Below are 26,221 nucleotides of genomic sequence, written 5' to 3' on the forward strand. Positions count from 1 at the left end.
CCTAATTTTTTATGCCGTTGAAACAACGGAACTGCAAGGGCAATCTGGGGAAACTCTCGCATAAGAGGTCCTGATGCTAAACAAGCTCCCATCGTCCATTTCCGCCCTTCTCGACGCTCGTGCCAACGGTCACTCTCTGCCGGCCGGCCTTTACGTCAGGGAAGATGTGTTCGAAGCAGACATCGACGTCTTCTTCCACAATCACTGGATCTGTGTCGGTCTCGATTGCGATGTTGCTGAACCCGGTGACGCCACGGTCATCGATATCGGCAAGACGAGCCTGATCCTTCTGCGTGACGACGACGGAGAAATTCGCGTCCTGCACAATGTCTGCCGCCATCGCGGCTCCCGCCTTCTCGATCCGGGCAAGACGATCGTTTCAAAGCTCGTCTGTCCCTACCACACCTGGACATACGAACTGACGGGTGAGCTCAGCTACGCGCCTCACATGGGCAAGGACTTCGACAAGGAGTGTCGGAACCTCAAGCCCGTCACTTTCAAGTCGATCGGCGGACTGATTTATGTCTGCCTCTCCGACAACCCACCCGAGGACATTGCTATCCTCGAACAGGCCATGACCGAGCGTCTCGCCCCCTACGACATCCGAAACGCAAAGGTTGCCTTCCAAACGGATGTCATCGAGGATGGCAACTGGAAGCTCACGATGGAAAACAATCGTGAATGCTACCATTGCTCCGCGAACCATCCGGAGCTCTGCGTCTCCTTCGTCGATCTCGACTTCGGCTTCGATCCCGAGACGCTGAGTCCGGAGGATCGCGAACAGGCCGAGGAGCATTTCAGGCTGTATGAAGAGCGGACGAAGGCGTGGGAGTCTGACGGCTTTCCCTCGGCCGCCCTCGAGCAGCTCGCCGACTGCGCCACCAACTTCCGCACCCAGAGGCTGATCATCGCAGGTGCCGGCGAATCCCAGACCCACGACGCCACCGCCGCATCCTCCAAGCTTCTTGGGCATATGACCCGCAAGGATCTCGGCGACACGCATCTTTGGGGCCACAACAGCTGGAACCACTTCATGGGCGACCATGCCGTAGTGGCAACCGTCATCCCGCTCTCGGCGGGCAAGACGCTGGTCAGAACCAAGTGGCTGGTCCACAAGGACGCCGTCGAAGGCGTGGATTACGATCTCGACAAGCTGACGGATGTCTGGGTCGCGACGACGGACCAGGACGCCGATCTCGTCGCGCGCTCCCATGCAGGCACTCTCGACCCGGCATATCAGCCTGGCCCCTACTCCCGGTTTTCCGAGACGAACCTCGACAAGTTCGCCAGCTGGTACATCGATCGGATGCGCGCCCATGGATACTAGGAGCCCGCATATGCCCGTAGCCAGGGCCGCCCTTCACGACGTCTGGAACCCGGAAGAAGACGACGCGCTCGTCTGCCTCGACGTCCAGCAGGAAACCCACGACGTCAAGACCTTCACCTTCGCGTCGCGCGAGGGCAAGCGGTTCGCGTTCAAGGCAGGGCAGTATTTTCTGTTCGACGTGGAACATAATGGAGACGCTGAAAACAGGTGCTACAGCATCTCCTCCTCGCCGCATCGGACGAACGCCTTCTCCGTGACGGTGAAGCGCGTCCCCGGTGGAAAGATCTCCAACTGGCTTCATGACACCCTGGTTCCCGGCACGACCGTCAAGGCGAATGGCCCGCTCGGCCACTTCGTCAGGCCCGAGACGTCGGGACGCAAGCTTCTGCTTTTGTCCGGCGGCTCCGGCATCACCCCCGTCATGTCCATTCTGCGCGAGATCGCCGACAGTTGCGAACCTGCCGACGTCGTCTTCATGCACGCAGGACGGACGCCGCAGGACCTGATCTTTCGCGACGAACTGGCCTGCATCGCCCGCAGGCTGAAAGGCCTTCGCCTGCAATTCCTCCCGGAGACCGTGGCCGGCGAGCCGTCCTGGCCCGGTCTGACCGGCCGTATTTCGAAAGACTACATGCGCCTTGCGGTTCCCGATATCGCCGAGCGAACCGTAATGTGCTGCGGCCCCGCCCCGTTCATGGCCGCCGCGCGCGGCATTGCCGCCGAACTCGGCGTGCCCGGCTCGAACTACCGGGAGGAAAGCTTCGACGCCGCGGTCATCGACGAACCCGAAATCCCTGCGGTTCAGGAGGCATCTGCCAAGGTCTTTCAGGTCACCTTCTCGAAGCAGGCCCGCAGCATCGACGTATCCGGCGACCAGAGCGTGCTCTCTTGTGCGAAGAAGTCAGGCGTCAGGATCCCGTCGTCCTGCGCGAATGGCGTCTGCGGCACCTGCAAGTCGAAGCTTATGTCAGGCACGGTCGACATGAACCACAATGGCGGAATTCGTCAGCGGGAAATCGACGCCGGCTTCTTCCTGCCCTGCTGCTCGAAGCCGCTCAGCGATCTAGTCATCGAACGCTGAGCGCTGGGTACGCACCACCCGAGGAGTTTACTTAGCTGATGCGGGATTGCGCATTCAGTGCGCTCTCGAAGCAGCACGATGCTGCGATGGCGTTTGCCCGAATGTGCGCTTGAACGTTCGCGTGAACTGCGAGGCGTTTTCAAAGCCGACATCCAGCGCTATCTCGATCAGAGGCGCCTTCGACTGGGCAAGGATCGATTTCGCCCGCTCCATGCGAACACGATTATAGGCCTTGGCGGGAGACATCCCCGTCTTGTCGATGAAGATTCTCTCCAGCTGTCGTCTTGAGAGCCCAACCGTGGAGGCAAGCTTCTCGATCGACATGCTGCCGTCGACGAACTGTTCCATCGTGATCATCGCCGCCTTGACGCGGGCATCGTCATAATCGTCATAGAGCGGACGCCGGGGCTGGACATCCGCGGCTGCGCGGGCTCTCTCGATCTGCAGCACCTCAAGTGCGTTTCGTTCGGCGTCGCGGCTGATGTATTTCCTCACCAACAGCGCGGCCATGTCGGCTGAACTGCTGCCGCCGGCGCAGGACCCACGCTGGCGATCGAGATTGAAGAGCCGATCGGAGCGAACGTTGAGATCGGGGAAGCGCTCCCGGAATTCCTTGTAATGCAGCCAGCTTACACAGGAGTCGTGCCGCTTCATCAGGCCTGCCGCAGCAAGGATGAACGACCCCGTGCACACGCCGATCAGCGGCACTTTCTTGGCGTCCGCCTGCTTGAGAAAAGCGATAGTCTCCTGGTCGACGGGGTTTTCCACTGTCAGCAGGCCACCGACGACGACGATGTAATCGAAGCGCGACGGGTCGACGAAATCCGACGTCGGCGCGACTTGGACACCACAGCTCGCGGTGATCAGATGACGCGTGCTGCCAATCACCTGCCAGTCGGCGAGGACCCTGCCGGAACGATCCTGCTCGTCGCTGGCGAGCCGCAGCGTGTCCACGAAGAGGGCGAAGGCGGACAGCGTGAACGATCGCGCCAGAACGAACCCGACCTTGAGCCGGCTGGCCGACTTCGCAGCGTCATCTGCCTGGCGATGCTGATCGGGTCGCATAGTCATCTTCCTGTCGAAAACGCGCTCATCGGATCTGAAACCCATGCGCCAGCGGATCACGATCGTCAACGAAAATGGTGTTGTGCCCGATGACGCGCGCCCAGCCCCCGATACTTGGAAGAATACCGCTATAGGGCCCAATGCGTGCTTCGGCTTCGACCCGGCCCTCGAAGACGGTTCCGATCAGGCTTTCATGGCGGTATCTCGACGCGACGGTAAGCCGTCCCTTCCCGTAGAGCTGGGCCATGCGGGCGGAGGTGCCGGTGCCGCCTGGCGAGCGATCGATGGCCTTCTCCCCGTAGAAGACGGCGCCGCGCCCGTCCGTGGTGTCATTGACGGGGCGGTCGCACCAGATGGCATGATGCACGCCTCTGATCCTGGGATCGTCGGGATGAACGGGATCGCAGACGTGGGCAAGTGCTGACCTGAGCTTCTGGCTGCAGCCGACGATATCGGATGCTGTCATGCCGTCGAGGCCGTTCCAGTTATCCTGTGGTTCGATGACGGCATAATAGTTGCCGCCGTAGGATATATCGACGCGCAGACGGCCCATTCCCGGCACGTCGACCTCGACATCCGCCTCATGGAGATAACTCGCAACATTGTGGAGACGAACGGATTCGACATATCCGTCCTTCTCCTCATAAGTGACGTCGACCCTTCCTGCAGGCGTTTCGATGGCAACCCTTCCAGGCTCGCGCGGCTTGACCAGCCCTTCCTCGATCGCGGCGGTCACGGTGCCGATGATGCCGGCGCCGCACATCGGCAGGCAGCCGCTCACTTCGATGAAAAGAACGGCAAAATCGCAATCCTCTCGATAGGCCGGATAGATGATCGCCCCCGACATGATGTCATGCCCCCTTGGCTCGAACATCAGCGCCTTGCGCACCCAGTCGTGGTCCCGGACGAAGATTTCCCGTCGCTCGCTGATTGGCGCATGAGGAAGCAGCGGACCGCCCCCGGCGACGAGGCGGACGGGATTGCCGCAGGTGTGCGCATCGATGCAGAAGAAGCTGTTTCTCATCTTTCCACGTCCTTGCTCATCCCGCCTTCCGTGGCCTGTCGCGATCGAGCAGGCTACGGGACAGCCGGTCGAGCAGAAGGGCGACCGCGACGATCGCCAAGCCCGCCCGCAGGCCAAGCCCCATCTCCATGCGCGTCAGGCCGCGCGTCACCTCGGCGCCGAGACCGCCTGCGCCGACGAGGCCGGCCAATACGGCCATCGCCAGCGACAGAAGGATGCATTGGTTGAGGCCGACCAGGAGCGTCTGCCTGGCCAAGGGAATCTCGATCTTCCAAAGCACCGAACGAGGCGGCGCGCCGATGGCGCTGCCGAGTTCCACAAATTCTCTCGGCACCTGGTTGAACGCCAGCGTGGTCAGGCGGAGCATCGGCGGAATGCCGTAGACGATGGTGGCGATGATTGCCGGCACGCGTCCAAGGCTGAAGATCATCACCGCAGGAATGAGGTAGACCCATGGCGGTACGGTCTGCATCACGTCGAGAACCGGGCGAACCAACGCCTCCAATGTCTTGTGGCGCGAGCACAGGACGCCAATCGGGAAGGCGATAAGCACGGAGATCAGGACAGCGACTGTGACCAGAGAAAGGGTCTGCATCGATGCCGTCCACAGCCCCATAAGAAGACAGAACCCCAGGCATAGACCCGCAAGGATTGCCGCGCGCAGACCGACGGCGACGAATGCCAGGACGACGACGATCGTGATAAGCCCATAGGGCGGCAAGAAGAGGAGCGCCGCTTCGAATCCGGAAAGGACCGCTTCGACCAGATAGCTGATCGCCGCAAACAGCGGATGAAGATTGGTGTTGAGCCAATCGACCGACGGCGCCAGGAAAGCGCCGGGCGAAAATTGCAGGATGGACGGATTCATGACTTCCTCCCCGTTCCGAGCCGAGCGGCGCTCTGGGTTATCCGGTCAAGCACCATGGTCAGAACCACGATGGCGATCGCTCCATTGATCGAGGTCGCGATGTCGAGCGTCCTGATTGCGCCATAGATCGTCTCTCCGAGCCCGCCGGAGCCGACGATGCCGGCGATGACGACCATGCCGAAGGCCATCATCAGGCTCTGGTTTATGCCTGCCATGATGCTCGGCAGGGCAAAGGGAAGGCGGATCTTGAAGAACATCCTCGCCGGCGTCATACCGAGCGCCTCTCCGAGCTCGATGAACTCCTTGGGCGTCATCCGGATACCGAGAGAGGTCAGGCGGATCGCCGGCGGCACGGCGACGATCACCGTCGCAATCAGTGCGGTGGCCGGTCCATAGCCGAGCAGGGCGATCGCCGGCAGCAGGTAGATGTATGGTGGAAGCGTCTGGATCAGATCGAGGCCCGGCTCCATGAAACGGTCGAGGCTCGTGAAGAAGCCGGCGGCGATGCCGATCGGGATGCCGATCACCAGGGCGAGCGCCGTTGCGGTCAAGACCAGCGCCAGCGTGCTCATCGTCTCCGGCCAGAGCCCCATGGAAAAACATAGCGCCAGTGCTGCGCCGCTCAGCATGGCGAACCAGACATTGACCAGCCGCCAGCCGACGAGCGCCACGATCAGTGCGACCAGGTAGAATGGCGGAAGCTCGAGGAGCCACAGGATCCCGTCATAGAGCCCTTCGAGAACCTGCCTGATGGAGTCGAAGAGAAACTCGCCGTTGTCGCTCACCCACTCGAGCGCAGAGTCCGTCCATTCGTCGAAAACGTCGGTGAAGCCTGAAGTATCCATCTCAATCAGCTCCAGTTGGGCTCACGCTACCGTCAGGTCGTGGGCAGAGGTGCCCTTGACGCCCATCAGCAGGCTGCGCGGGGTGACCACGCCGACGACCTGATCGTTGTCGACGACGGCGATGGCGTCGCGCTCCGACTGCATCGTCAGTGTGATGAGTTCGTCGATATCGGCGTCCGGTGTCGTGCGCGCCAGCGACGAGACGTCCAGGCTCGGCTGGCTGCGCTGGAATTCGGCAACGCTGCGCATGACGGAATGCGCCTTGATCAGATGGAGGCGGGATATGCCCGCAACGAATTCGGCGACATAGGCGTCTGCAGGGTTCAGGATGATTTCCTCGGCCGTGCCAGTCTGGATGATGACGCCGTCCTTCATGATCGCAATGCGATCGCCGATTCGGATCGCCTCGTCGAGATCATGCGTGATGAAGACTGCGGACTTGCCCAAGGCCTTCGTCAGCTGCCGGAATTCGTCCTGTAGCTGACGCCGGATGAGCGGATCGAGAGCGCTGAACGGCTCGTCCATCAGAATGATTTCGGGGTCGGAAGCGAGCGCGCGGGCAAGGCCGACGCGTTGCTGCATGCCGCCGGAAAGCTCGTTGGGATATCGGCTCACCCAGTCGGCGAGGCCGACCTTCTCCAGCGCCGCAACGGCTGTCTTGTTTCGCTCCGGCTTGGTTATGCCCTGAACCTCGAGGCCGAAGGCCGCATTTTCCAGGACTGTCCGATGCGGCAATAGAGCGACGCTTTGAAACACCATGCCGATGTTCTTGGCGCGCATCTGCCTGAGATCGACCGGCGACAGGGCGGCGAGGTCGCGTCCCTTGACGAAGACTTTCCCGGAGCTCGGCGTGATCAGCTTGTTGAGAAGGCGGATGAGCGTCGATTTTCCGCTTCCCGACAGTCCCATGATGCAGAAGATTTCGCCGCGCCGGACCTCAATGCTCGCGTCGGATACGCCGACGACGCAGTTGAATTCCGTCAGGACCTCTTTTTTGCCAAGGCCGCGCTCCTTGATCGACTTCATTGCCGCAGCGGATTTGCCTCCGAAGACTTTCCAGAGGGATTGGCAGTCGATCAGGACATCATTGATATCGGCACTTACGGTTTTCATAGCGATCCCCTTTGAGCCATTCAGCGCTGGCTTCTTCATTAGGTTTCAGGGTGGCCGCCCGATGGATCGGACGGCCACGACGCGTTTTAGTTCTTCTTGATGTTTTCCCAGCGCTTGATCAGGTCGGCATGCGCACCGATCCAATCCTGCACGGCCTGGTCCATGGTCTTGCCTTCGTTGACGGCGCCGTTGATGGCGGTGATGTCGGCGATCGGCACGTAAACGCTGGCCATCACTTCACGCGCATGGGGGTTCTCTTCGGAGAAACCCTTGTGGCCGATCCAGTAGTAGCTCTGCGGCGGCGGGAACACGCCCTTCGGATCCTTGAGGTATTTGACCTCGTATTTCTGAACCAGCCAGGACGGCTCCCAGATCGTCACCGCAATCCACTCCTTGCGATCATAGGCCGACTTCAGCGCCGCCGTCATCGCGGCGGTGCTGCCCTCGACGAGTTGGAGCTTGAGGTCGTAGTCCTTGACCGCATTCGACGTATCTCGCATCAGGCCGGCGCCAGGCTCGATACCGATGATCTTGCCGCCGAACTTATCGGCATTTTCGTTGAGCTGTTCCAGCGAGTCGATCGGCACATATTTAGGAACGGCAACCCCCTGGTAGAGGCCGTGCGAAACCGGTGAGATCTTCTCGAGCCGGTTCTTGTTCTTGTCCCAATAGTCTTGAGCGACGTAGTCCGTCTGCGACGTGAGAACCTGGATGTCGCCCTTGGCGAGAGCGGCATAGGCGATGCCCCATTCGGAGAACTCGGTCACCTTGACGGTGTAGCCGGCGTCTTCGAGAACCTTCTTGGTAACGCCGGTGATTGGCGTCAGGTCCTCCCACGACATCGTGCCCATGGTGATCGTCTTTTCTTCCGCGCGAGCGGGAAGGATGCTCACCCCGATCATTGCAGCGGCGCAGAGCGCCTTCCACAAAGTCTTCATTGTTCTTACTCCTGTTTTACGTTCCCATTCTCATTGAAGTCTGCGAGCGGGCAGCTTCACATTGCCTGGGCCGAGGGATCATCCCTCGCGGCCTGCACGCAATTCCTGCAAGCGGATGACCGAATTGACGCCGAGCCACGCGATAGGCTCGGGCGGCAATCTCACCGGTTCCGGCTGGTTCTTGTATTTGTCGAGTTCGGGGCTTGCGGTTCCTGTCGCAAGATCGGCCGCCATCATTCCCGCAAGCGTGCTCTTGACCGTGCCGAGACCATTCTCGCAGCAGGCGGAAAAAAGCCCCTCTTCGACCTCGCCGAATGCCGGCACATGGTTTCGGCTGAGGCACAGAGCGCCCGCCCAGCTATATTCCATCGGCAGGCTTTCCAGTCCGGGGAAGCGCACGTCGAAGGACCGGCGCTGCTCGGCCGCCACGCCGGCGACGCGCTTCTCCGACACTTGAAGGCTCGGGTCGTAGGTGAACCTGCTTCTGATGACGATCCGCGAACGACCATCGGTGGTGATCTTTCTGACCGTCGCTCCCATCGGGTCGGCCGGCAGCAGCGCCCAACGATCTGCGCCTGTGACATCGCCGCCGAATTCGTTCTGCGAAAAGGCCGACGTCATCGACGCATAGGTGAAGATGTGCATCAGCCGCCCGCGAAAATAGCCGAAGCTCTGGATATGGCCGTTCACGCCCAGAATGACCTTCGGCGCGGAAACGGATCCACGGCCGGACTTTGCCTTCCAGGACCGGCCTTGGCGCGAAAGCTCCAGCACCGGCGAGTGCTCGTGGATGGCGACCTTCGAGGAAAGTCCGTGCGCCAGGCCGCGGATATAATTGGCGGGCTGGATCATCACGGCGCCTGGCGTATAGAGCCCTCCGCGATAATAGCCCGAGCCGGTCATCTCCCGCATCTGATCGGCATCGAGAACGCGATGCTCCTCGCCGATCTTTTCGAGCGACTTCCTGTAGTTGTCGTTGAGCCCGAGCCCCCGCTCGGAGGCGGCCGCATTCACCTTGCCCGACGGGTCGAAGGTTTCCCTGGACAGGCTGTATTCCGCCGCGACATCGGCTGCGAAGGAAATCGCCAGACGGTTCTGCCTGATCTCGTCCTTGGTCGCCTCTTCGTCGGCCACCGAATACTCGCCCGAGGACAGATTGTGCGGCACGTCGATCATGAAGCCGGAATTCCTACCGGCCGGTCCCTTGGCGATTTCGCGGGCCTCGAGGACGACGATCTTGTCTTCGGGGCGCAACTGCGAGAGGCGGCGTGCCGCGGACAGGCCGGCAAATCCGCCGCCGACGATCAGCCAGTCCGCAGTAATGTCGTGCTCAAGCGCCGTTGCGGGAAAGGCGCGTTCGCTGATCGCCTCCCATCCCGAAACGCCGGTGTCGATCGGCAGACGCTTGATGACATGGCGGGTCATCGGATCGTCTCGTCGACCGAACGTTCCGAGACATCGATCCAGATGGTCTTGAGTTCGCAATAATTGTCGTGGGCGAAGACCGACTTGTCGCGGCCACCGAAGCCGGACTCCTTGTAGCCGCCGAACGGCGTGGTGGCGTCTCCTTCGCCGAAGCAATTGACCGTGACAACGCCGGCACGGATCTCGCGCGAGAGCTTGATCGCGTTTCTCAGGCTGCCGGTATAGACCGATGCCGTCAGGCCGTAATTCGTGTCATTGGCAAGAGCGATCGCCTCGGCAAGCGAATTGAAGGTGGTCACCGAAAGCACCGGTCCGAAGATCTCTTCCTGGAAGAGGCGGCTGGCAGGCGTCACGCCATCGACCACCGTCGGCTCGATGAAGATGCCGTTATAGGTTTCCCCGCCATGGGCGACCGACAGCTTCTCCGTCTTGGCGTCGTCGAGGAAGGATTTTACCTTCTCGAAATGAGCTTTGCTGACGAGCGCACCGATGCGGTTTTCAGGATCGAGCGGATCGCCGGTCTTCCATTCGCGCATATAGGCGCCGATGCGCTTCAGCAGCTCGTCCTTGACCTTGGAATGAACGATGAGACGCGACGTGGCCGAGCAGTTTTCGCCCATGTTCCAGAAGGCGCCGTTGACGACCTGCTCGGCAACGAGGTCCAGGTCTTCGGCATCGTCGAGAACGACCGCGGGATTCTTGCCGCCGCATTCGAGCACGACTTTCTTGAGGTTCGAGTCCGCGGCGTAACGCAGGAAGCGGCGGCCAGTCGGCGTCGATCCGGTGAAGGCCACCATATCGACATCCATGTGCAGGCCGATCGGTTCGCCGACATCCTTGCCGCTGCCGGTGACGACATTGAAGACGCCTGCCGGAATGCCTGCTTCATGGGCAAGCTCGGCGACGCGTAGCGTGGTAAGCGTCGTTTCCTGCGCCGGCTTGACGATGACCGAGCAGCCGGCCGCAAGCGCAGGGCCGATCTTCCAGGCCAGCATCAGAAGCGGGAAATTCCACGGAAGCACGCATCCGACGACACCGATGGGCTCGCGCACGATCATCGTCAGCGCGTTGGCGCCGACCGGAGCGGTGTTGTCATAGAGCTTGTCGATCAGTTCGGCATGCCAACGCAGCGTATGAATGGTATCGGGAACGTCGACCGTCTGGCATTCGCGCACCGGCTTGCCGCTGTCGACGCTTTCCATGACGGCGAGCTCGTGCCTGTTCTGCTCCATGAGCTTGGCGAGCTTGAGAAGCACTGCCTTGCGCTCGCCCGGCGAGCGCAGCCGCCAGCGTCCATCGTCGAACGCGTCCTTCGCCTTCTTTACGGCGAAATCGACGTCGCTGGCATCGCAGGCGGCGATTTCAGCAAGGACCTCGCCCGTCGCAGGGTTCATGGAGGTGAAAGTCTTGCCGGAATTTGCCGGACGAAATGCGCCATCGATGAAGGCATTCGTCGGAAACTGAAGCTCGGCGGCGATCGCCTTGTATTCGGCGACGGTCAAGGGTTCATGCATGATTGGCTCCCGACGTGATCTGGGCGACCGTGCGCTTCAATGTGGCGACGACGGTCTGAAGGGTTCGCTTTTCTTCGGAGTTGAGCGGGCGCAGCGGCGCGCGGACCGATCCGACATTCAGCCCGATCAACTCGCATCCGTGCTTGATCGATTGGACGAACTTGCCGCATTCCAGGAAATCCATGAGCGGAAGCATCGCCATCATGATCGCGCGGCCCTTGTCGAAGTTCTTTTCGAGGACGCAGGCTTCGTAGAGGGCGACATGTTCGCGCGGGAGGAAATTGGAGCCGGCGCAGACCCAGCTCTTTGCTCCCCATGCGAAGAATTCGAGCGCCTGGTCGTCCCAGCCGCAGGACAGCGCGATGTGCGGAAATTTCCGGGCGAGCAGGTGAAGATTGCCCATGTCGCCGGAGCTTTCCTTGATGGCGATCACGTTCTTCGACTTGCCGAGGCGGGAGAAATACTCCTCGCCCATCATCACGCCCATGCGGGCCGGATAGTTGTAGAGCATGATCGGCAGGTTCGCCGCGCGGTCGACGGTCAGGGCGTGGACCGCATTCTCGCGTTCGGTCGGCAGTGCGTATGGCGGCGACGACACCAGGATCGCGTCCGCGCCGATTTCCTTCGCCGCCTTTGCGTATTCGACCGAATCTTCGGTCCGCGTGGCGCCGGTTCCGATAATGAGCGGCAGTCGCGTACCGATCACGTCTTTCGCATAGGCCGCGAGCTCGAAACGCTCCTGGCTGCTCTGGGCGTAGTATTCACCCGTCGAGCCGCCGACGATGATGCCGTGGACGCCCGCTTCGATCAGCGACTCGAGCACGGCGGCAAATCCAGCCCGATCGATCTGGCCATTTTGATCGAGCGGCGTCACCGCCGGCGTATAGATCCCCTCAAACTTCACGACGATTTCTCCAATAGTGGCGTGGCGGAGCTGCCGAGGAAGGCGTCCGCCTTGAGGCCTTGCGGGGCGATGAACATTTCCATGTTCTCGCGGGACAATTCCCAGTGTTCGAAGACGAGGTCGACGACGGCATTCTCGTCGTGAGCGCCGAGTGCGGCGATGAAGCCGTCATGATGGCCGGTAGCCACCTGAAGCCGCCGCTTCATGTCCTCGTTCCTCGGCCGGAAGAAGGTGTGGCCGATGCGCGCGTGATCGATGAGCAGCCGACCCAGGCTCGGCTGCAGATAGACGTTGCCCGACATCTCGCCGAAAATTTCGTGAAAGCGGTTGTTCTCGAGAACCATCGCCAGAGGGTCCATGTTCTCGCTGGCGGCGCGGAACCGCTCCTGGGTCTGCGTCAGGTCTGAAAGCTGAGCAGGCTTGAAGTTCTGCACGGCGAGACGGCCGATCGCCGCGTAGATCATCGGCGCAACGAGAAAGAAATTCCGCAGAGTGGAATGGTTCATCGGGATGACCCGCGCGCCCCTGTTCTCACGGATGTCGATATAACCCTCGCCGGCAAGGCGACGAAATATGTCGCGGACCGGAGTTCGGGAGAGGCCGTATTTTTCGCTCAGACTGGCCTCGTCCAGATCGGCGTCCGGATCCAACTCCATCGTCAGAATCTGGCGCTTCAGGTCTTCGTAGAGATTGCTCTTGGGTGTCTTTGCCATCGTCGCTCTCCGCCGCTCGTTGCACTGTGCCGTGAAGATGGCACGCCTTTTCAAAGGAGTCAAATATTGTGTACTTTACGTACACAATTAGTATTCATGAAATACACAACGACCGATGGCATATCGAGCACCTTTTCAAAGCGCTGCCCCGGCGCTCTGCGGCGGCGCCATCGCGGAGTTCCAAGCGGATTATCGTGGCAGGTCGGTGAGGGTTTCTCTGCAGTCGAGGTTGATACAGTGCGCATCGACGTTGACCATCAGGCTTCGCAAGCCCGGCCGCCGGCAAACCAGCGGTGTGCGGCCATCACGGAATATCTCGATATCCAGATAGCGGCGGTTTGTCGGGGAGCGCCGACCTGGCGCCCCCCCAAGTCGATCACGCGGCCAGGACGCCGCTCTTCTTCGCCATCCAGGTTGCGATGTAGTCCATAAGGCCGGGGTTCAGGCAGTCGTAGGGCTCGAGGCCCGATGCCTTCAGCTGCGCTCTGACGGCGTCCATCTTTGCAGGCGCGAACCCGCTTTCGATGATCGACGACACGAAGGCTGCAAAGCCCGGCTTCGCCCAGCCGCTTTCCTGAAAGCGTTCCGGATGGACGAACGACAATCCCTGGAACGGATGTTCGCGCACGACCGGCCCATACATATGAACGCCGCACTCCTTGCAGGCGTGTCGCTGGATCAAGGCTGTGGAATCGACGACGGCGAGCTTGTCGTTATTCTCCAGCACCTCGACGCTTTCGGTCGGAGCGACGGCCACGACCGAAAAGACTGCGCCGTCTGGCTTCCAGCACTTGGTGCAGCCGCAGGCGTGATTGTGGGCGATATCGCTCTTGATCCTGACCTTCACGGGGTTGCTTGCGCATTTGCAGACGAGCGTCCCGCCTGCGAAAGCAGCGTCAGTCGCCCGAAAGCCTGAATCCACTGCCGGATGTATGGCTATGCTGGTCATGGGTTTCTCCTCCCCTTCTGGGCCGTTTGCGATATGCCCGGCCAAGCTCTGCAATCAGTCTCCCAATCTCCGCGCGTGCCAGCGCAGATGGTCTTCCATGAAAGTCGAAATGAAGAAGTAGGAGTGGCCGTAGCCTTCCTGCATGCGAAGCCGCAGGCTGATGCCGGCCGCCTCGCAGGCTTGCCTGAGCTCTTCGGGGCGCAATCCATCCTCCAGGAAGCTATCCGCCGTCCCTTGATCGACGAGGAATTCCGGAAACCGGTGCCCGTCTTCGATCAGCGAGCAGGCATCATATGCCCGCCAGCGCGCTTCATCCGCTCCAAGGTATTTCCGGAATGCCGGCTTTGACCAGCCGGAGACCGAGGGATGGCTGATCGGCGCGAAGGCCGAGCAGCTGCCGAAGCGTCCGGGGTTCTTGAGCGCGATCGTGATCGCACCGTGGCCCCCCATCGAGTGACCGAAGATGCCCTGTCGCGTCATGTCGACCGGAAACTCGGCTTCGATAAGATTCGGCAATTCATCGACGACGTAGCTGTACATCCGATAGTTCTGCGCGAACGGCGGCTCGGTGGCGTCGACATAGAAGCCGGCGCCTTTTCCGAACTGCCAATTATCAGGTTCGTCCGGGACGGCCTCGCCCCGCGGACTGGTGTCGGGGCAGACGACGATCATGCCGAGCTCTGCGGCAAGACGCCGATACTCGCCCTTTTCCATGACGTTGGCATGGGTGCAGGTCAGACCGGAAAGGTACCATAGAACCGGCAGCTTCCGTGCTTTGGCCTGCGGCGGCAGGAATATCGCAAAGGTCATGTCGCAGTCGCAGGCGTCCGAGCGGTGGACGTAAACGCCCTGGGTGCCGCCATGAGAATTTTCGGTCGAGATCGTCTTCATGGCTCAGTACACGACCACGCCGCGGATGCTTTCGCCCTTGTGCATCAGCTCGAAGCCCTTGTTGATGTCTTCGAGCGGCATGGTGTGGGTGATCATCGGATCGATCTGGATCTTGCCCTGCATGTACCAGTCAACAATCTTCGGCACGTCGGTGCGGCCGCGCGCGCCGCCAAACGCCGTGCCCATCCAGTTGCGGCCGGTAACCAGCTGGAACGGACGGGTGGAGATTTCTTGGCCGGCGCCGGCAACGCCGATGATAATGGACTTGCCCCAGCCGCGATGGGAAGATTCCAACGCCTGGCGCATCACCTTGGTGTTGCCGGTGCAGTCGAACGTGTAGTCGGCGCCGCCGATCAGGTCGCCGTGGCGCTTGGTCAAGTTGACGAGATAGGGCACGATATCGTCGCCGACTTCCTTCGGATTGACAAAATGGGTCATGCCGAACTTTTCGCCCCAGGCCTTGCGGTCAGGGTTGATGTCGACGCCGATGATCATGTCGGCACCGGCAAGACGCAGGCCCTGCAGAACGTTGAGACCGATGCCGCCGAGACCGAAGACGATGGCCGTGGCGCCGATCTCGACCTTGGCGGTGTTGATGACGGCGCCGATGCCGGTCGTGACACCGCAGCCGATATAGCAGATCTTGTCGAAGGGCGCGTCGGGATTGACCTTGGCAAGGGCGATCTCCGGCAGCACGGTGAAGTTCGAAAAGGTCGAGCAACCCATATAGTGATGGATCTTGTCCTTGCCGATCGAGAAGCGCGAGGTGCCGTCCGGCATCACGCCCTGGCCCTGGGTCGCGCGGATCGAGGTGCAGAGATTGGTCTTGCGCGAGGTGCAGGAATAGCATTCGCGGCATTCCGGGGTGTAGAGCGGAATGACGTGGTCGCCCTTCTTCACCGAAGTGACGCCGGGGCCGACATCAACGACGATGCCGGCGCCCTCATGGCCGAGGATCGCCGGGAAGAGGCCTTCCGGGTCGGCGCCCGACAAAGTGAAATCATCGGTGTGGCAGATGCCCGTCGCCTTGACCTCCACCAGCACTTCGCCGGCCCGCGGCCCCTCCAGCTGCACGGTCATCACTTCGAGCGGTTTTCCTGCCTGAACGGCAACGGCGGCGCGAACGTCCATTTTGATATCCTTCCTCTTAAACTGAATTCTGATGCTGCATATTCCGATCGACCGGCTCTCGCCGATCTGCTTCGCTGCGTTCCCGCCGAGACTTCAAGCTCTCGCCTTCGGGCTTTTGTTCATCTCGGGCCCATTGTCGCCAAGGACCCCATCACGTCTCCCGCTCAACCTGGCACCAGACCGCAAGCAGCGGCCGGGCTGTGCATCTTATCGCGAAGGATTGCCCGGCGTCGTTTGCAAAGACCGTCCCGATACCGGCAGAGAACCACTCGGAATCGCCGAGGCGGATTTCGCCCGGCGAAAGCAGAATGAAGGCGCGGGGCTGCGTCTGAACATGATCGGGGAATCTTGTGTAGCGATCCATGTAGATCACGCCGACCCTGAGATCGGCGCGTTCCTCCATGCCGCCGGGACCGACCAAGACCGCGTGGGAGTGCGTATTGCCAAAATTCAGGCTTGCGAACGGACCGGAGCGGCCGCGTCTCCAGAGCAGCTTATCGGCGAGACTCTGGAACTGGCCGGCAATCGCTTCGTATTTCCGTCCCGATTTTGCAAGATGGCCGATGGCTTCATCCAGCCCTTCGGGCGCGCCGGGAAGAGGCCCGCCCTCCGGACGCACCTTGCCGGTCTTGAGCAGCCTCTGGAGAACCTTGCCCGCGACGAAGCTGGCGACGGCAGGAGCCTCCGCCGACAGCATCAGCCCGCCGACATCGTTGAGGAATTCCTGCAGCGGCCGAGAGCGCCTCTCCCTGCCGATGTCGTGCAGCCGTATGTATGCCGGCTTCTCGTCATCGTTGAGGAGAAGGTCGGCACCAGGTTTGATTGGACGTCCCACGACGCGCGCCACGTTCGGTCTCCCCCGCTAGAGCGCCTTTTGCAATTCCGGCAGGGCGTCGAAGAGATCGGCAACCAATCCGTAGTCGGCGACCTGGAAGATCGGCGCCTCCTCGTCCTTGTTGATGGCAACGATGACCTTCGAATCCTTCATGCCGGCCAGATGCTGGATGGCGCCTGATATGCCGCAGGCAATGTAGAGCTGCGGCGCCACCACCTTGCCGGTCTGGCCGACCTGCCAGTCGTTCGGCGCATAACCGGCGTCGACGGCGGCACGGGATGCACCGACGGCAGCGCCGAGCTTGTCGGCAAGCGGCAGGATGACTTCCCTGAATTTTTCCGCAGAGCCGAGTGCCCGGCCGCCGGAGATGATGATCTTCGCCGATGTCAGCTCCGGACGATCGGAGGCCGACAGCGCGTCCCTGACGAAGGTCGAAAGCCCCGGATCGGAAACCGCCGGGATTGCCTCGATCGTTGCCGAACCACCCTCCGGTGCAGAGGCAAAGGATGCGGTGCGCACGGTGATGACCTTCTTGGCATCGCTCGCCTGCACCGTCTGGATGGCATTGCCGGCATAGATCGGCCGCTTGAAGGTGTCGGACGAGATCACCTCGATGATCTCCGAGACCTGGGCGACATCGAGAAGGGCTGCGACCCGCGGCAGCACGTTCTTGCCGACCGAGGTGGCGGCAGACAGGATCGTGTCGTAGCTGCCTGCCAGCGAGACAATCAGGTCGGCCAGCGGCTCGGCCAGATTGTTGGCGAGTTCGTCGCTTTCGGCCAGCAGCACCTTGGAGACGCCGGCAAGTTTGGCCGCTTGTTCGGCAGCGGGCTTGGCAGCCTTGCCGGCAACCAGCACATGCACGTCGCTTGCCTGTTCCTTGGCGATCTTGGCTGCCGCCGTCAGCGCCTTGGCGGTCTGATCGGACAGGCTGGCATTGTCGTGGTCAGCCAGAAGAAGAATGGTCATGATGATGGCTCCTGTTCCAACTGATTACAGCACGCCGGCTTCGTTTTTGAGCTTGTCGATCAGTTCGGCGACCGACTTGACTTTGACGCCGGCCTTGCGGCCGGACGGCTCCTCGGTCTTCAAGACCTTGAGGCGTGGCGTCGTGTCAACGCCAAAGTCGCCGGGCGTTTTCTTGTCGAGCGGCTTCTTCTTCGCCTTCATGATGTTCGGCAACGAGGCATAACGCGGTTCGTTCAAGCGCAGATCCGTGGTGACAACAGCCGGCAGCTTGATCTCGATCGTCTGCAGGCCGCCATCGACTTCGCGGGTGACGGTCGCTTTGCCATCACCGATCTCGATCTTCGAGGCGAAGGTCGCCTGGGCAACTCCCATCAATGCCGCCAGCATCTGGCCGGTCTGGTTGCTGTCGTCATCAATCGCCTGCTTGCCAACGATGATCAGCCCCGGCTGTTCGGCATCAGCGACAGCCTTCAAGATCTTGGCGACGGTCAGCGGCTCGATCTGATCGTCGGTCTCGACCAGGATTGCCCGATCGGCGCCCATCGCAAGGGCGGTCCGCAGCGTCTCCTCGGCCTTGGCAGGACCGATCGAAACGACCACCACTTCCTCGGCCTTGCCGGCCTCCTTCAGCCGCAGCGCCTCTTCCACCGAGATCTCGTCGAACGGGTTCATCGACATCTTCACATTGGCAAGCTCGACACCCGAACCATCCGGCTTCACCCGGATCTTCACGTTGTAGTCGACAACCCGTTTGACTGGGACGAGAATTTTCATGGGCAACCCCCCTTTATATTTTTAAACTGCTGGCCGTTCGGCAAGCAATGCCCAGAAGGCGAAGAGCGGCGTGTCGAGCGACCTCATGGCATGTCTGATGCCAGGGACATTGTAGAACGATCCACCGATACCTGGCGAAAACCAGTCCCCTTCCCCCTGCTGGAACTCTCCCTCGGACATTACGAGGTAGACCTCCTCTGGCGCATGAACGTGGTCGGGATAGCGCACCTGAGGCGCCATCAACGTCACGCCGATCCACAGGTCGCTCCGCTCCTCCAATCCTCCCGGGCCGATGATCATCGCATTGGCATGCCCATCGACAAAATTGTCGCTGGCCGTGTGGTCATACTTGGTGCGCCGACGCCATTCAAGCATTGGCTCGATGCCTTTGAACCCGTCGATCAATCGCGTCAGCGAAGGATAGGACGTATCGATCGAGAGCGCTACATCAAGCTGAGCGCACACGGGCAATCGGCTTCCCTCTCCCGCACGCGCGGCTCCCGGGCACTCCAGCGCGGCAAAAATCTGACGGATCGAGCGGCGGGCTTCCGGGGCCTTGGCGAACTGGTCGAAAGCCACGAAAGCCGCATCCACGAAAATCTGCAGGCTTTCATTGCGTAAACTCATGTCATCACCTCCGGAGACGATCGGCCGGCAAGCGGCCGCTCTTGCGATCAGATATCTTTCGCGATGCGCAGCCCATCATAGACGGCGGCATGCGTGTTGCGCGCGGCGACCGCATCCCCGATCCGGAACAGCTGAAACTTGCCGTCGGGATTGCGAATGACGGACTGGGGTTCTCCGGAAAGAAGCTGGTCATGCGACATCTCGCCGAGATTGCTCGAGCTGGGCTTCAGCTCGAAATAGAGCTCATCGAGCGGAATGGTCCCATGATTGACGACGATCTGGTCGAAGCTGTGCTGCCTGGCAATCCCGCCGTAATCGCTGCCGACATGGGCGACGAGCTGGTTGCCGCTCTTCTCGACGGCTTCGAGACGATAGGTGACGGTGAAGGTCACGTCATGCTTCTGCAGAGACCGCATGTAAGGCACCAGGTTCATGGCCATGACCTCCGGCGCGAAGGACCGGTCCGGCGTCATGATCTCGACCTTGGCGCCTGCCTGGGCGAGAAACTCGGCTGCCTGAAGACCGGCATGGTCGCCGGCATCGTCGAAGATCAGCACGTTGGTTCCAGGCTTCACGTCGCCGGAGATGATGTCCCATGACGAGACCACCAGCTCGTTGCCGCTCGCGAGAACCTCGGTATGCGGCAACCCGCCGGTCGCGATGATGACGACATCGGGGTTCTCGGCCGCGATGGTATCGGCTTCCGCCCAAGTGTTGAAATGGAAGGTGACGTCGTATTTTTCGCACTGGCTCATGCGCCAGTCGATGATGCTGATCATTTCCCTGCGGCGCTCGCTCTGGGCGGTGAGCCGGATCTGACCGCCGGGATTGTTCGCCGCTTCGAAAACGACGACCTGGTGGCCGCGTTCTCCGGCGACGCGCGCCGCTTCCAGACCGGCCGGGCCGGCGCCGACGATGACGACCTTTTTCTTGGCCTCAGCCTTCGCCACGATATGCGGCATGGTCAGTTCGCGGCCGGTGGCGGCATTGTGGATACAGAAGGCGGCCCCGCCCTGGTAGATGCGATCGAGACAGTAATTGGCGCCGACGCAGGGACGAATATCGTCTTCCCGCTTTTCGATGATCTTGCGGACGATGTGCGGGTCGGTCATGTGGGCGCGTGTCATGCCGACCATGTCGACCTTGCCGGAGGCGATCGCGTGGCGCGCGGTGGCAACGTCAGGGATTTTCGCCGCATGGAAGGTCGGGAAATTGGTAGCGGCGCGAATTTCGCCGGCGAAATCGAGATGCGGCGAATTCGCCATGCCCTGGATCGGGATCACGTCGGTCAGACCCGCATCGGTATCGATGTGACCGCGGATCACGTTCAGGTAATCGATCAGGCCGCTTGCCTTCAGACGCTTGGAGATTTCGATGCCGTCGCCCTTACCGGTGCCGCCGGGAAGACATTCGTCTGCGGTATAGCGCACGCCCAGAATGAAGTCGTTCCCCACCCTTTGCCGGATCGCTTTGAAGACATCGAAGCAGAAGCGCAAACGGTTGTCGAGCGAGCCGCCATAGGGACCGTCGAGCTCGTTGGTGAGCGGAGACGTGAACTGATCGATCAGGTGACCGTAGGCTTCCAGCTCGACGCCGTCCATGCCACCTGCCTTCATGCGCTCGGCAGCGTCGGCGAAATCCTTGATGATGCGCTCGATGTCCCAATCTTCCATCTTCTTCGGGAAGGACCGGTGGGAAGCCTCGCGATGATGCGACGGCGCCACGACCGGCAGCCAGTCGCCCTTGTCCCAGCGCGTGCGCCGGCCGAGATGCGTGAGCTGGATCATGATCGCCGCACCCTCTTCATGCACGGCGTCGGTCATTTCCCTGATCCAGGGTACGATCTCGTCCTTATAGGCGAGCAGGTTGTTGAAGACCGGCGGGCTGTCTCTGGAAACCGCGGCCGAGCCCGCCGTCATCGTCAAGGCCACGCCGCCCTTTGCCCGCTCCACCGTATAGGCACGGTACCTCTCCTTCGGCATGCCGTCTTCCGGATAGGCCGGCTCGTGGGAAGTCACGATGATACGGTTGCGCAGCGTCAGATGCTTGAGCTGGTAGGGCTGAAGAAGGGGATCGTTCGACATGGGCCGTGGTTCCGGATTAAAAACGTCAGAGGAGACGCTAAGCACAATGTACATATGTGTCAACATTGAAAACAACTGGGTCGTTGATTTCGACACTGATGTACATTTTTCTTGTGCGCAGCTTGATAATTTGATAGGAGATAGCCCATGGATCAGGCTTTGAACGACACTGGTTGGCGCGGATCACAGGAGGGATGGCTGGAAGCAGCTTACCACTCCCTGCTGGATTCCGGCGTGGATTCGGTGAAAATTCTGCCGCTGGCAAAGAAGCTCAACCTCTCTCGCACGAGCTTTTACTGGTTCTTCAAGGACCGGGAGGAACTGCTGGCCGGGCTCGTGGCGCGCTGGCGCGATAAAAACACCGGCAACATCATCAAGCAGTCCGAAGCCTACGCGGAATCGCTTGCCGAGGCGATGCTCAACGTCTTCGACTGCTGGCTCAACAATGATCTGTTCGACGCCAGGTTCGAATTCGCCGTGCGCAGCTGGGCGCTGCAGTCCGACGAGATTCTCGCCGAGGTCCGGCAAGCCGATCAGCTCCGGCTTGATGCGCTCAAGCGGATGTTTATCCGGTTCGGGCTACCAGAAGCGACATCAGATGTCCGAGCGCGAACAACTTACCTCGTGCAGATCGGATATATCTCCATGCAAGCCAAGGAGGAACTCGCCGTCCGCATGAAACGGATTCCCGAATATATCGCGATCTACACCGGCGAAGTGCCGCAGCAGAGGGAGCTCGATCGCTTCTTCTCGCGGCATGGCTACAGGCCGGGTTAGGGAAGGCCGGGATGAGCGTTTCCTTGAGGATCGGCATCATTGGCGGCGGCGGTTGGCTGGGCGGAGCAATTGCCTGCTCGATCCTTGATGCCGGCCTGGTCGAACCTCGAAATCTCTCCCTCTCCTATCGCAGCGAGCAGCCGCGCCGTTTCCCGAATTCTTTTTTGACCACCGACAATCAGGCGCTTGCAAACCGCTCGGACGTGATCCTTCTCTCCGTCCGTCCCGATGACTGGCATGCTCTTGATGTCGATGCCGGCGGCAAGCTGGTCATCTCGGTCATGGCGGGCATCCGTCTGGACGCACTTTCCGAGCGCCACAACACCGGCCGCGTTGTCCGCGCTTTGCCCAATGCCGCTGCCGAAGTGGCCAAGTCCTATACGCCGTGGATCGGCGCGAGCAATTTGACCGAAGACGACCGGGCGCTTGTCCGCGCGATTTTTCAGGCATGCGGATCTGAGGACGAGGTCGCAAGGGAAAGCGACATCGATTACCTCACGGGTCTTTCCGGGTCCGGACCGGCATTCCCGGCGCTGCTCGCCGCCGCCATGATGAGCGACGCCGTCGCAAATGGCCTGCCGGCGGAGATTGCGAGCCGCGCCGTCAACACGGTGATCACAGGCGCCGGCCGCCTGCTGGAGCGCCGCGACGAATGTCCCGATGAGGTTGTTCAAACCTTTGTCGGCTATCGCGGCACCACTGCGGCAGCCATCGAAGGCATGCGCGCGGCCGGGTTCGACGCTTCGGTTGCGGAGGGGCTGTCGGCGGCATTCAAGAAATCGGTGAGTATGGGAGACGCTTCCTGACAACCGTTGGAGCGGGTCCTGCGGCGCCCCGCTCGGCAAAATCGGCCGCTAAACAGAGGGAACGAGAATGAAAAAACTATTCGCATCGACATGTCTGACGTTCGGCCTGATCGGCGGGGCGTCTTTCGCCAGCGCCGCCGAATGCGGCACTGTCACCATCGCCAGCATGAACTGGCAGAGTGCAGAGGTTCTCTCCAACCTCGACAAGTTCATCCTGAACGAAGGTTATGGCTGTGAAGCCGAAATCACCGTCGGCGACACCGTCCCGACGATCACCTCGATGGCCGAAAAGGGCCAGCCGGATATCGCGCCGGAAGCCTGGATCGACCTGCTTCCCGATGTCGTCAAGAAGGGAACGGAAGAAGGCCGGATCGTCCAGGTCGGCTCTCCCCTGCCCGATGGCGGCGTGCAGGGCTGGTGGATTCCCAAATATCTGGCCGATGCCCATCCCGATATCAAGACCATCGGCGACGTGCTGAAACATCCGGAACTCTTCCCCGCTCCCGAGGATCCGAAGAAGGGCGCGATCTACAACGGACCGCAGGGCTGGGGCGGCACCGTCGTGACCACGCAGCTCTACAAGGCCTTCGAAGCCGACAAGGCCGGCTTCACCCTCGTCGATACCGGCTCGGCTGCCGGCCTCGATGGTTCGATCTCCAAGGCCTACGAACGCAAGGAAGGCTGGGCCGGCTACTACTGGGCGCCGACCGCTCTGCTCGGCAAGTATGAGATGGTCAAGCTGGAAGCCGGCGTGCCGAACGACGCCGCCGAATGGAAGCGCTGCAATACCGTTGCCGATTGCCCTGATCCGAAGCCGAATGCATGGCCGGTCGACAAGATCGTCACCCTCGTTGCAAAGCCTTTCTCGGAAAAGGTCGGTCCTGAAGTCATGGACTACCTGACGAAGCGCTCCTGGAGCAACGAAACGGTCAACAAGCTCATGGCCTGGATGACCGACAACCAGGCGACCGGCGAGGACGGTGCCAAGCACTTCCTCAAAGAAAACAAGGACCTCTGGACGAAGTGGGTCTCGCCTGAGGCAGCTACGAAGATCGAAGCTGCTCTTTAACACTGACTGCTGCGGTGCGCGTAAAAGCGCACCGCCTCTCGCTGCCGATGAAATCAAAAAGACTGCCGCGGCTCTGTGAAGAAAAAGGGGAACCGAATGGAATGGTTTTATAAATTCCCGCATATGGATGACGACGCCCTTCGCAATCTGAAGAAGGCGATCGATGACGGTTTTCGTACATTTACCCGCAGCTATGGCGACGCGATCGAAAACCTCTTCTCCCCGCTGCAGCATTTCCTGATCGCCGCCGACCGCTTCATGACGCAGACCCCGTGGCCGATCATTACGGCAATCATCCTTGTCATCGCATGGTTTGCGAGCCGCAGCCTGAAGATCGTCTTCGGCTGTCTCGTCACACTGCTGCTGATCGGCTATTTCGACATGTGGGACGATACGATGCGGACGGTCTCGATGATCTTCGTCTGTACCGTGCTCTCCATTGCCATCGGCATTCCGATGGGGATATTGATGGCGCGTTCCGACCGGCTGCAGCGCGTTATCAATCCGATCCTCGACGTCATGCAGACCATGCCGAGCTTCGTCTATCTGATCCCGGTCGTCATGCTTCTCGGCATCGGCAAGGTACCGGGATTGATCGCCGTCGTCATCTACGCCATCCCGCCGATGATAAGGCTGACCGATCTCGGCATCCGCCTGGTCGACAAGGACGTGCTCGAGGCAGCCGATGCGTTCGGAACGTCGAGCTCGCAGAAGCTGTTCAAGGTTCAGCTGCCGCTGGCGCTTCCCACCATCATGGCCGGTATCAACCAGACCATCATGATGGCGCTCGCCATGGTAGTCGTCGCTTCGATGATCGGCGTCCAGGGTCTTGGCCAGCCGGTTCTGAAAGCCATCGCCAACCAGTACTTCACCCTGGGCATTTTCAACGGCCTTGCCATCGTCGGCATCGCCATCATCTTCGACCGGGTCAGCCAGGCGTATGGCAAGCGGCTCCAGAAGCATCGGGAGATCGTCCATGGCTGATCAACGTTTCGGCGGCATCAAGATCCGCCACCTCTACAAGATCTTCGGTCCCAATCCTGCCGCTCATGTCGATGCCGTCCAGAAGGGACTGTCGAAGACCGAGCTCAACGAAAAGCACGGCCACGTGCTCGGCCTGAAAGATATCAATGTCGAGATACCCTCGGGCCGCATCCAGGTCATCATGGGCCTTTCGGGTTCGGGCAAGTCGACGCTCATCCGCCACATCAACCGTCTGATCGATCCGACATCAGGGGAAGTGCTTGTCGACGGCGTCGATGTGGTGAAAATGAACGAGACCGAATTGCGGACGTTTCGCCGGCACCAGACGGCAATGGTGTTTCAGAAGTTCGCGCTTCTGCCGCACCGGAATGTTCTCGACAATACTATCTTCGGCCGCGAAGTGCAGGGCATGGAGCGCTCGAAAGCCGTCGACGTCGCCATGGGCTGGCTGGAGCGGGTAGGCCTGAAGGGCTTCGAGAGCAAATATCCCAACCAGCTCTCGGGCGGCATGCAGCAGCGCGTCGGGCTGGCACGCGCCCTCTCGAACGATGCGCCGGTTCTGCTGATGGATGAGGCCTATTCGGCGCTCGACCCTTTGATCCGCACGGATATGCAGACGGTCCTTCTCGACATTCAGAAGGAGATTAAGAAGACCATCGTCTTCATCACCCACGATCTCGATGAAGCGCTTCGGCTGGGCGACCAGATTGCGATCCTGCGCGATGGCGAAGTCATCCAGCAGGGCACCAGCCAGGACATCGTTCTGCGTCCGGCCGACGCCTACATCGCCAACTTCGTCAAGGAGGTCAATCGAGGCCGGGTCATCCAGGTCGACGCCGTGATGACACCCCTGCATTCCGGTGCGGCGCCAGGCGGATTGACAATTGCATCAGGCACGACCGTCGAAGACGCCGTCCGGATCCTGGCATCGGCGGCGCACGATGATGCCAGGGTGGTTTCACCATCCGGGGAAGCATTGGGGCTTGTCACCTTCCGCCAGCTCGCGGGCGCAATGGTGAACTCGCAGGAGGTGGCCCCCCGGCGCGACAGCGCCCTCTCGGTCGCACTTTGAAGCTGCACGTGCGTCCGTTTTCGAAGCGATCCGTCGCTTGTGCCTTCAGTGAGAAATCACTGCTCAGCTCAAAGAACCGAACGCATCGCGCGCGGCGGCATCATGCCGGCGTCCGATCGTTCGTGCCCAATGAGAAACTAAAGATCTCTATCCACTTCGCGCAGTTCATTGCGCGCAACAGGCGGCTTCGGCGACGCTGGTCGATATACATTTTGCGCAAGGTCAGTCCAGACTGCGTCACGAAAAGCCGGTTGGCCGACAATATCGGGACCCGACAATTGCTCCATAGCTAAGGAACAGTAAGATGAAACCCGACCAAGACCATGATGGTTTGCGGTCCCAAAGCCAAGCCCGTCCATCCCATCACCCCCAACAGGATGGAAGGGATCGTACATACGCACTCCATCCCGTGCGTATGCCTGCACGCCTATCGCCT

25 protein-coding genes are annotated in these 26,221 nt (G+C 60.9%); 7 read left to right on the plus strand and 18 right to left on the minus strand.

Annotated elements, in window-relative coordinates:
* The first annotated feature begins 73 nt into the window (after positions 1–73).
* Together GFM02_RS01535 and GFM02_RS01540 are read left to right on the plus strand one after the other, a co-directional pair.
* Positions 74–1,327 carry an aromatic ring-hydroxylating oxygenase subunit alpha gene (locus GFM02_RS01535; protein ID WP_168320543.1) on the plus strand — a complete coding sequence of 418 codons (1,254 nt, stop codon included), beginning with the start codon at positions 74–76 and terminating at the stop codon, positions 1,325–1,327.
* Between the two features lie 10 nt (positions 1,328–1,337).
* Positions 1,338–2,408: an FAD-binding oxidoreductase gene (locus tag GFM02_RS01540; protein ID WP_205930126.1), complete on the plus strand. Its 1,071-nt coding sequence runs from the start codon at positions 1,338–1,340 to the stop codon at positions 2,406–2,408.
* A 54-nt stretch (positions 2,409–2,462) separates the two neighbouring features.
* On the opposite strand, the gene GFM02_RS01545 is transcribed toward GFM02_RS01540, so the two are convergent.
* From GFM02_RS01545 to GFM02_RS01630, 18 genes are all read right to left on the minus strand, one after another.
* Positions 2,463–3,473, minus strand: a complete 1,011-nt coding sequence (locus tag GFM02_RS01545; RefSeq protein ID WP_168320545.1) for a GlxA family transcriptional regulator — start codon at positions 3,471–3,473, stop codon at positions 2,463–2,465.
* Between the two features lie 25 nt (positions 3,474–3,498).
* Positions 3,499–4,497 carry a 4-hydroxyproline epimerase gene (locus tag GFM02_RS01550; protein ID WP_168320546.1) on the minus strand — a complete coding sequence of 333 codons (999 nt, stop codon included), beginning with the start codon at positions 4,495–4,497 and terminating at the stop codon, positions 3,499–3,501.
* A gap of 16 nt (positions 4,498–4,513) precedes the next feature.
* Entirely contained in the window at positions 4,514–5,365 is an 852-nt protein-coding gene (locus tag GFM02_RS01555) for an ABC transporter permease (protein WP_168320547.1), read from the minus strand.
* Entirely contained in the window at positions 5,362–6,210 is an 849-nt protein-coding gene (locus GFM02_RS01560; RefSeq protein ID WP_168320548.1) for an ABC transporter permease, read from the minus strand. Before GFM02_RS01560 ends, GFM02_RS01555 begins: the two co-directional genes overlap by 4 nt.
* A gap of 21 nt (positions 6,211–6,231) precedes the next feature.
* Positions 6,232–7,323 (minus strand): quaternary amine ABC transporter ATP-binding protein, encoded by a 1,092-nt coding sequence (locus GFM02_RS01565; protein ID WP_432444441.1) that lies wholly within the window; start codon positions 7,321–7,323, stop codon positions 6,232–6,234.
* 86 nt (positions 7,324–7,409) lie between these two features.
* On the minus strand, positions 7,410–8,261 hold the full coding sequence (locus tag GFM02_RS01570) for a glycine betaine ABC transporter substrate-binding protein (protein ID WP_168320550.1): 852 nt from the start codon (positions 8,259–8,261) through the stop codon (positions 7,410–7,412).
* Positions 8,262–8,339: 78 nt separating this feature from the next.
* A complete protein-coding gene (locus GFM02_RS01575; RefSeq protein WP_168320551.1) occupies positions 8,340–9,686 on the minus strand; it encodes an NAD(P)/FAD-dependent oxidoreductase in 1,347 nt (448 codons plus the stop codon).
* On the minus strand, positions 9,683–11,200 hold the full coding sequence (locus GFM02_RS01580; protein WP_168320552.1) for an aldehyde dehydrogenase: 1,518 nt from the start codon (positions 11,198–11,200) through the stop codon (positions 9,683–9,685). Before GFM02_RS01580 ends, GFM02_RS01575 begins: the two co-directional genes overlap by 4 nt.
* The gene (locus GFM02_RS01585; RefSeq protein ID WP_168320553.1) at positions 11,193–12,104 is read right to left on the minus strand and encodes a dihydrodipicolinate synthase family protein; all 912 of its coding nucleotides are present in this window, start codon (positions 12,102–12,104) and stop codon (positions 11,193–11,195) included. Before GFM02_RS01585 ends, GFM02_RS01580 begins: the two co-directional genes overlap by 8 nt.
* Positions 12,101–12,817, minus strand: a complete 717-nt coding sequence (locus GFM02_RS01590; protein ID WP_168320554.1) for a GntR family transcriptional regulator — start codon at positions 12,815–12,817, stop codon at positions 12,101–12,103. Before GFM02_RS01590 ends, GFM02_RS01585 begins: the two co-directional genes overlap by 4 nt.
* Positions 12,818–13,193: 376 nt before the next feature.
* Positions 13,194–13,766 (minus strand): S-(hydroxymethyl)glutathione synthase, encoded by a 573-nt coding sequence (gfa, locus tag GFM02_RS01595; RefSeq protein ID WP_168320555.1) that lies wholly within the window; start codon positions 13,764–13,766, stop codon positions 13,194–13,196.
* A gap of 54 nt (positions 13,767–13,820) precedes the next feature.
* A complete protein-coding gene (fghA, locus tag GFM02_RS01600) occupies positions 13,821–14,657 on the minus strand; it encodes an S-formylglutathione hydrolase (protein ID WP_168320556.1) in 837 nt (278 codons plus the stop codon).
* 3 nt (positions 14,658–14,660) lie between these two features.
* Positions 14,661–15,788: an S-(hydroxymethyl)glutathione dehydrogenase/class III alcohol dehydrogenase gene (locus tag GFM02_RS01605; RefSeq protein WP_131662609.1), complete on the minus strand. Its 1,128-nt coding sequence runs from the start codon at positions 15,786–15,788 to the stop codon at positions 14,661–14,663.
* Positions 15,789–15,939: 151 nt separating this feature from the next.
* Positions 15,940–16,635 (minus strand): dimethylsulfonioproprionate lyase family protein, encoded by a 696-nt coding sequence (locus tag GFM02_RS01610; RefSeq protein WP_168320557.1) that lies wholly within the window; start codon positions 16,633–16,635, stop codon positions 15,940–15,942.
* A gap of 15 nt (positions 16,636–16,650) precedes the next feature.
* Positions 16,651–17,592 (minus strand): electron transfer flavoprotein subunit alpha/FixB family protein, encoded by a 942-nt coding sequence (locus GFM02_RS01615; protein WP_168320558.1) that lies wholly within the window; start codon positions 17,590–17,592, stop codon positions 16,651–16,653.
* A 24-nt stretch (positions 17,593–17,616) separates the two neighbouring features.
* Entirely contained in the window at positions 17,617–18,366 is a 750-nt protein-coding gene (locus GFM02_RS01620) for an electron transfer flavoprotein subunit beta/FixA family protein (RefSeq protein WP_168320559.1), read from the minus strand.
* Positions 18,367–18,387: 21 nt separating this feature from the next.
* The gene (locus tag GFM02_RS01625; protein ID WP_168320560.1) at positions 18,388–18,993 is read right to left on the minus strand and encodes a dimethylsulfoniopropionate lyase; all 606 of its coding nucleotides are present in this window, start codon (positions 18,991–18,993) and stop codon (positions 18,388–18,390) included.
* Between the two features lie 47 nt (positions 18,994–19,040).
* On the minus strand, positions 19,041–21,077 hold the full coding sequence (locus tag GFM02_RS01630) for an NADH:flavin oxidoreductase (RefSeq protein WP_168320561.1): 2,037 nt from the start codon (positions 21,075–21,077) through the stop codon (positions 19,041–19,043).
* A gap of 147 nt (positions 21,078–21,224) precedes the next feature.
* On the opposite strand from GFM02_RS01630, the gene GFM02_RS01635 reads away from it, so the two are divergent.
* The 5 genes from GFM02_RS01635 to GFM02_RS01655 all read left to right on the plus strand — a co-directional run bounded on the left by GFM02_RS01635 (position 21,225) and on the right by GFM02_RS01655 (position 25,785).
* A complete protein-coding gene (locus GFM02_RS01635; protein ID WP_168320562.1) occupies positions 21,225–21,854 on the plus strand; it encodes a TetR/AcrR family transcriptional regulator in 630 nt (209 codons plus the stop codon).
* 11 nt (positions 21,855–21,865) lie between these two features.
* A complete protein-coding gene (locus GFM02_RS01640) occupies positions 21,866–22,660 on the plus strand; it encodes a pyrroline-5-carboxylate reductase family protein (RefSeq protein ID WP_168320563.1) in 795 nt (264 codons plus the stop codon).
* Between the two features lie 67 nt (positions 22,661–22,727).
* Positions 22,728–23,729: an ABC transporter substrate-binding protein gene (locus tag GFM02_RS01645; RefSeq protein WP_020047352.1), complete on the plus strand. Its 1,002-nt coding sequence runs from the start codon at positions 22,728–22,730 to the stop codon at positions 23,727–23,729.
* Between the two features lie 96 nt (positions 23,730–23,825).
* The gene (locus GFM02_RS01650) at positions 23,826–24,713 is read left to right on the plus strand and encodes an ABC transporter permease (RefSeq protein WP_168302712.1); all 888 of its coding nucleotides are present in this window, start codon (positions 23,826–23,828) and stop codon (positions 24,711–24,713) included.
* Entirely contained in the window at positions 24,706–25,785 is a 1,080-nt protein-coding gene (locus GFM02_RS01655) for a quaternary amine ABC transporter ATP-binding protein (protein WP_168320564.1), read from the plus strand. The genes GFM02_RS01650 and GFM02_RS01655 overlap by 8 nt, the downstream gene beginning before the upstream one ends.
* Positions 25,786–26,221: the final 436 nt, after the last annotated feature.

This window comes from Rhizobium leguminosarum bv. viciae, from assembly GCF_012276115.1.
GTDB lineage: Bacteria > Pseudomonadota > Alphaproteobacteria > Rhizobiales > Rhizobiaceae > Rhizobium > Rhizobium leguminosarum_T.

Excerpts from the sequence above, each read along its gene's own strand:
- GFM02_RS01535 (WP_168320543.1), top strand. The coding sequence starts at position 74 with ATGCTAAACAAGCTCCCATCGTCCATTTCCGCCCTTCTCGACGCTCGT.
- GFM02_RS01540 (WP_205930126.1), top strand. The coding sequence starts at position 1,338 with ATGCCCGTAGCCAGGGCCGCCCTTCACGACGTCTGGAACCCGGAAGAA.
- GFM02_RS01545 (WP_168320545.1), bottom strand. The coding sequence starts at position 3,473 with ATGCGACCCGATCAGCATCGCCAGGCAGATGACGCTGCGAAGTCGGCC.
- GFM02_RS01550 (WP_168320546.1), bottom strand. The coding sequence starts at position 4,497 with ATGAGAAACAGCTTCTTCTGCATCGATGCGCACACCTGCGGCAATCCC.
- GFM02_RS01555 (WP_168320547.1), bottom strand. The coding sequence starts at position 5,365 with ATGAATCCGTCCATCCTGCAATTTTCGCCCGGCGCTTTCCTGGCGCCG.
- GFM02_RS01560 (WP_168320548.1), bottom strand. The coding sequence starts at position 6,210 with ATGGATACTTCAGGCTTCACCGACGTTTTCGACGAATGGACGGACTCT.
- GFM02_RS01565 (WP_432444441.1), bottom strand. The coding sequence starts at position 7,323 with ATGAAAACCGTAAGTGCCGATATCAATGATGTCCTGATCGACTGCCAA.
- GFM02_RS01570 (WP_168320550.1), bottom strand. The coding sequence starts at position 8,261 with ATGAAGACTTTGTGGAAGGCGCTCTGCGCCGCTGCAATGATCGGGGTG.
- GFM02_RS01575 (WP_168320551.1), bottom strand. The coding sequence starts at position 9,686 with ATGACCCGCCATGTCATCAAGCGTCTGCCGATCGACACCGGCGTTTCG.
- GFM02_RS01580 (WP_168320552.1), bottom strand. The coding sequence starts at position 11,200 with ATGCATGAACCCTTGACCGTCGCCGAATACAAGGCGATCGCCGCCGAG.
- GFM02_RS01590 (WP_168320554.1), bottom strand. The coding sequence starts at position 12,817 with ATGGCAAAGACACCCAAGAGCAATCTCTACGAAGACCTGAAGCGCCAG.
- gfa (WP_168320555.1), bottom strand. The coding sequence starts at position 13,766 with ATGACCAGCATAGCCATACATCCGGCAGTGGATTCAGGCTTTCGGGCG.
- fghA (WP_168320556.1), bottom strand. The coding sequence starts at position 14,657 with ATGAAGACGATCTCGACCGAAAATTCTCATGGCGGCACCCAGGGCGTT.
- GFM02_RS01605 (WP_131662609.1), bottom strand. The coding sequence starts at position 15,788 with ATGGACGTTCGCGCCGCCGTTGCCGTTCAGGCAGGAAAACCGCTCGAA.
- GFM02_RS01615 (WP_168320558.1), bottom strand. The coding sequence starts at position 17,592 with ATGACCATTCTTCTTCTGGCTGACCACGACAATGCCAGCCTGTCCGAT.
- GFM02_RS01620 (WP_168320559.1), bottom strand. The coding sequence starts at position 18,366 with ATGAAAATTCTCGTCCCAGTCAAACGGGTTGTCGACTACAACGTGAAG.
- GFM02_RS01625 (WP_168320560.1), bottom strand. The coding sequence starts at position 18,993 with ATGAGTTTACGCAATGAAAGCCTGCAGATTTTCGTGGATGCGGCTTTC.
- GFM02_RS01630 (WP_168320561.1), bottom strand. The coding sequence starts at position 21,077 with ATGTCGAACGATCCCCTTCTTCAGCCCTACCAGCTCAAGCATCTGACG.
- GFM02_RS01635 (WP_168320562.1), top strand. The coding sequence starts at position 21,225 with ATGGATCAGGCTTTGAACGACACTGGTTGGCGCGGATCACAGGAGGGA.
- GFM02_RS01640 (WP_168320563.1), top strand. The coding sequence starts at position 21,866 with ATGAGCGTTTCCTTGAGGATCGGCATCATTGGCGGCGGCGGTTGGCTG.
- GFM02_RS01645 (WP_020047352.1), top strand. The coding sequence starts at position 22,728 with ATGAAAAAACTATTCGCATCGACATGTCTGACGTTCGGCCTGATCGGC.
- GFM02_RS01650 (WP_168302712.1), top strand. The coding sequence starts at position 23,826 with ATGGAATGGTTTTATAAATTCCCGCATATGGATGACGACGCCCTTCGC.
- GFM02_RS01655 (WP_168320564.1), top strand. The coding sequence starts at position 24,706 with ATGGCTGATCAACGTTTCGGCGGCATCAAGATCCGCCACCTCTACAAG.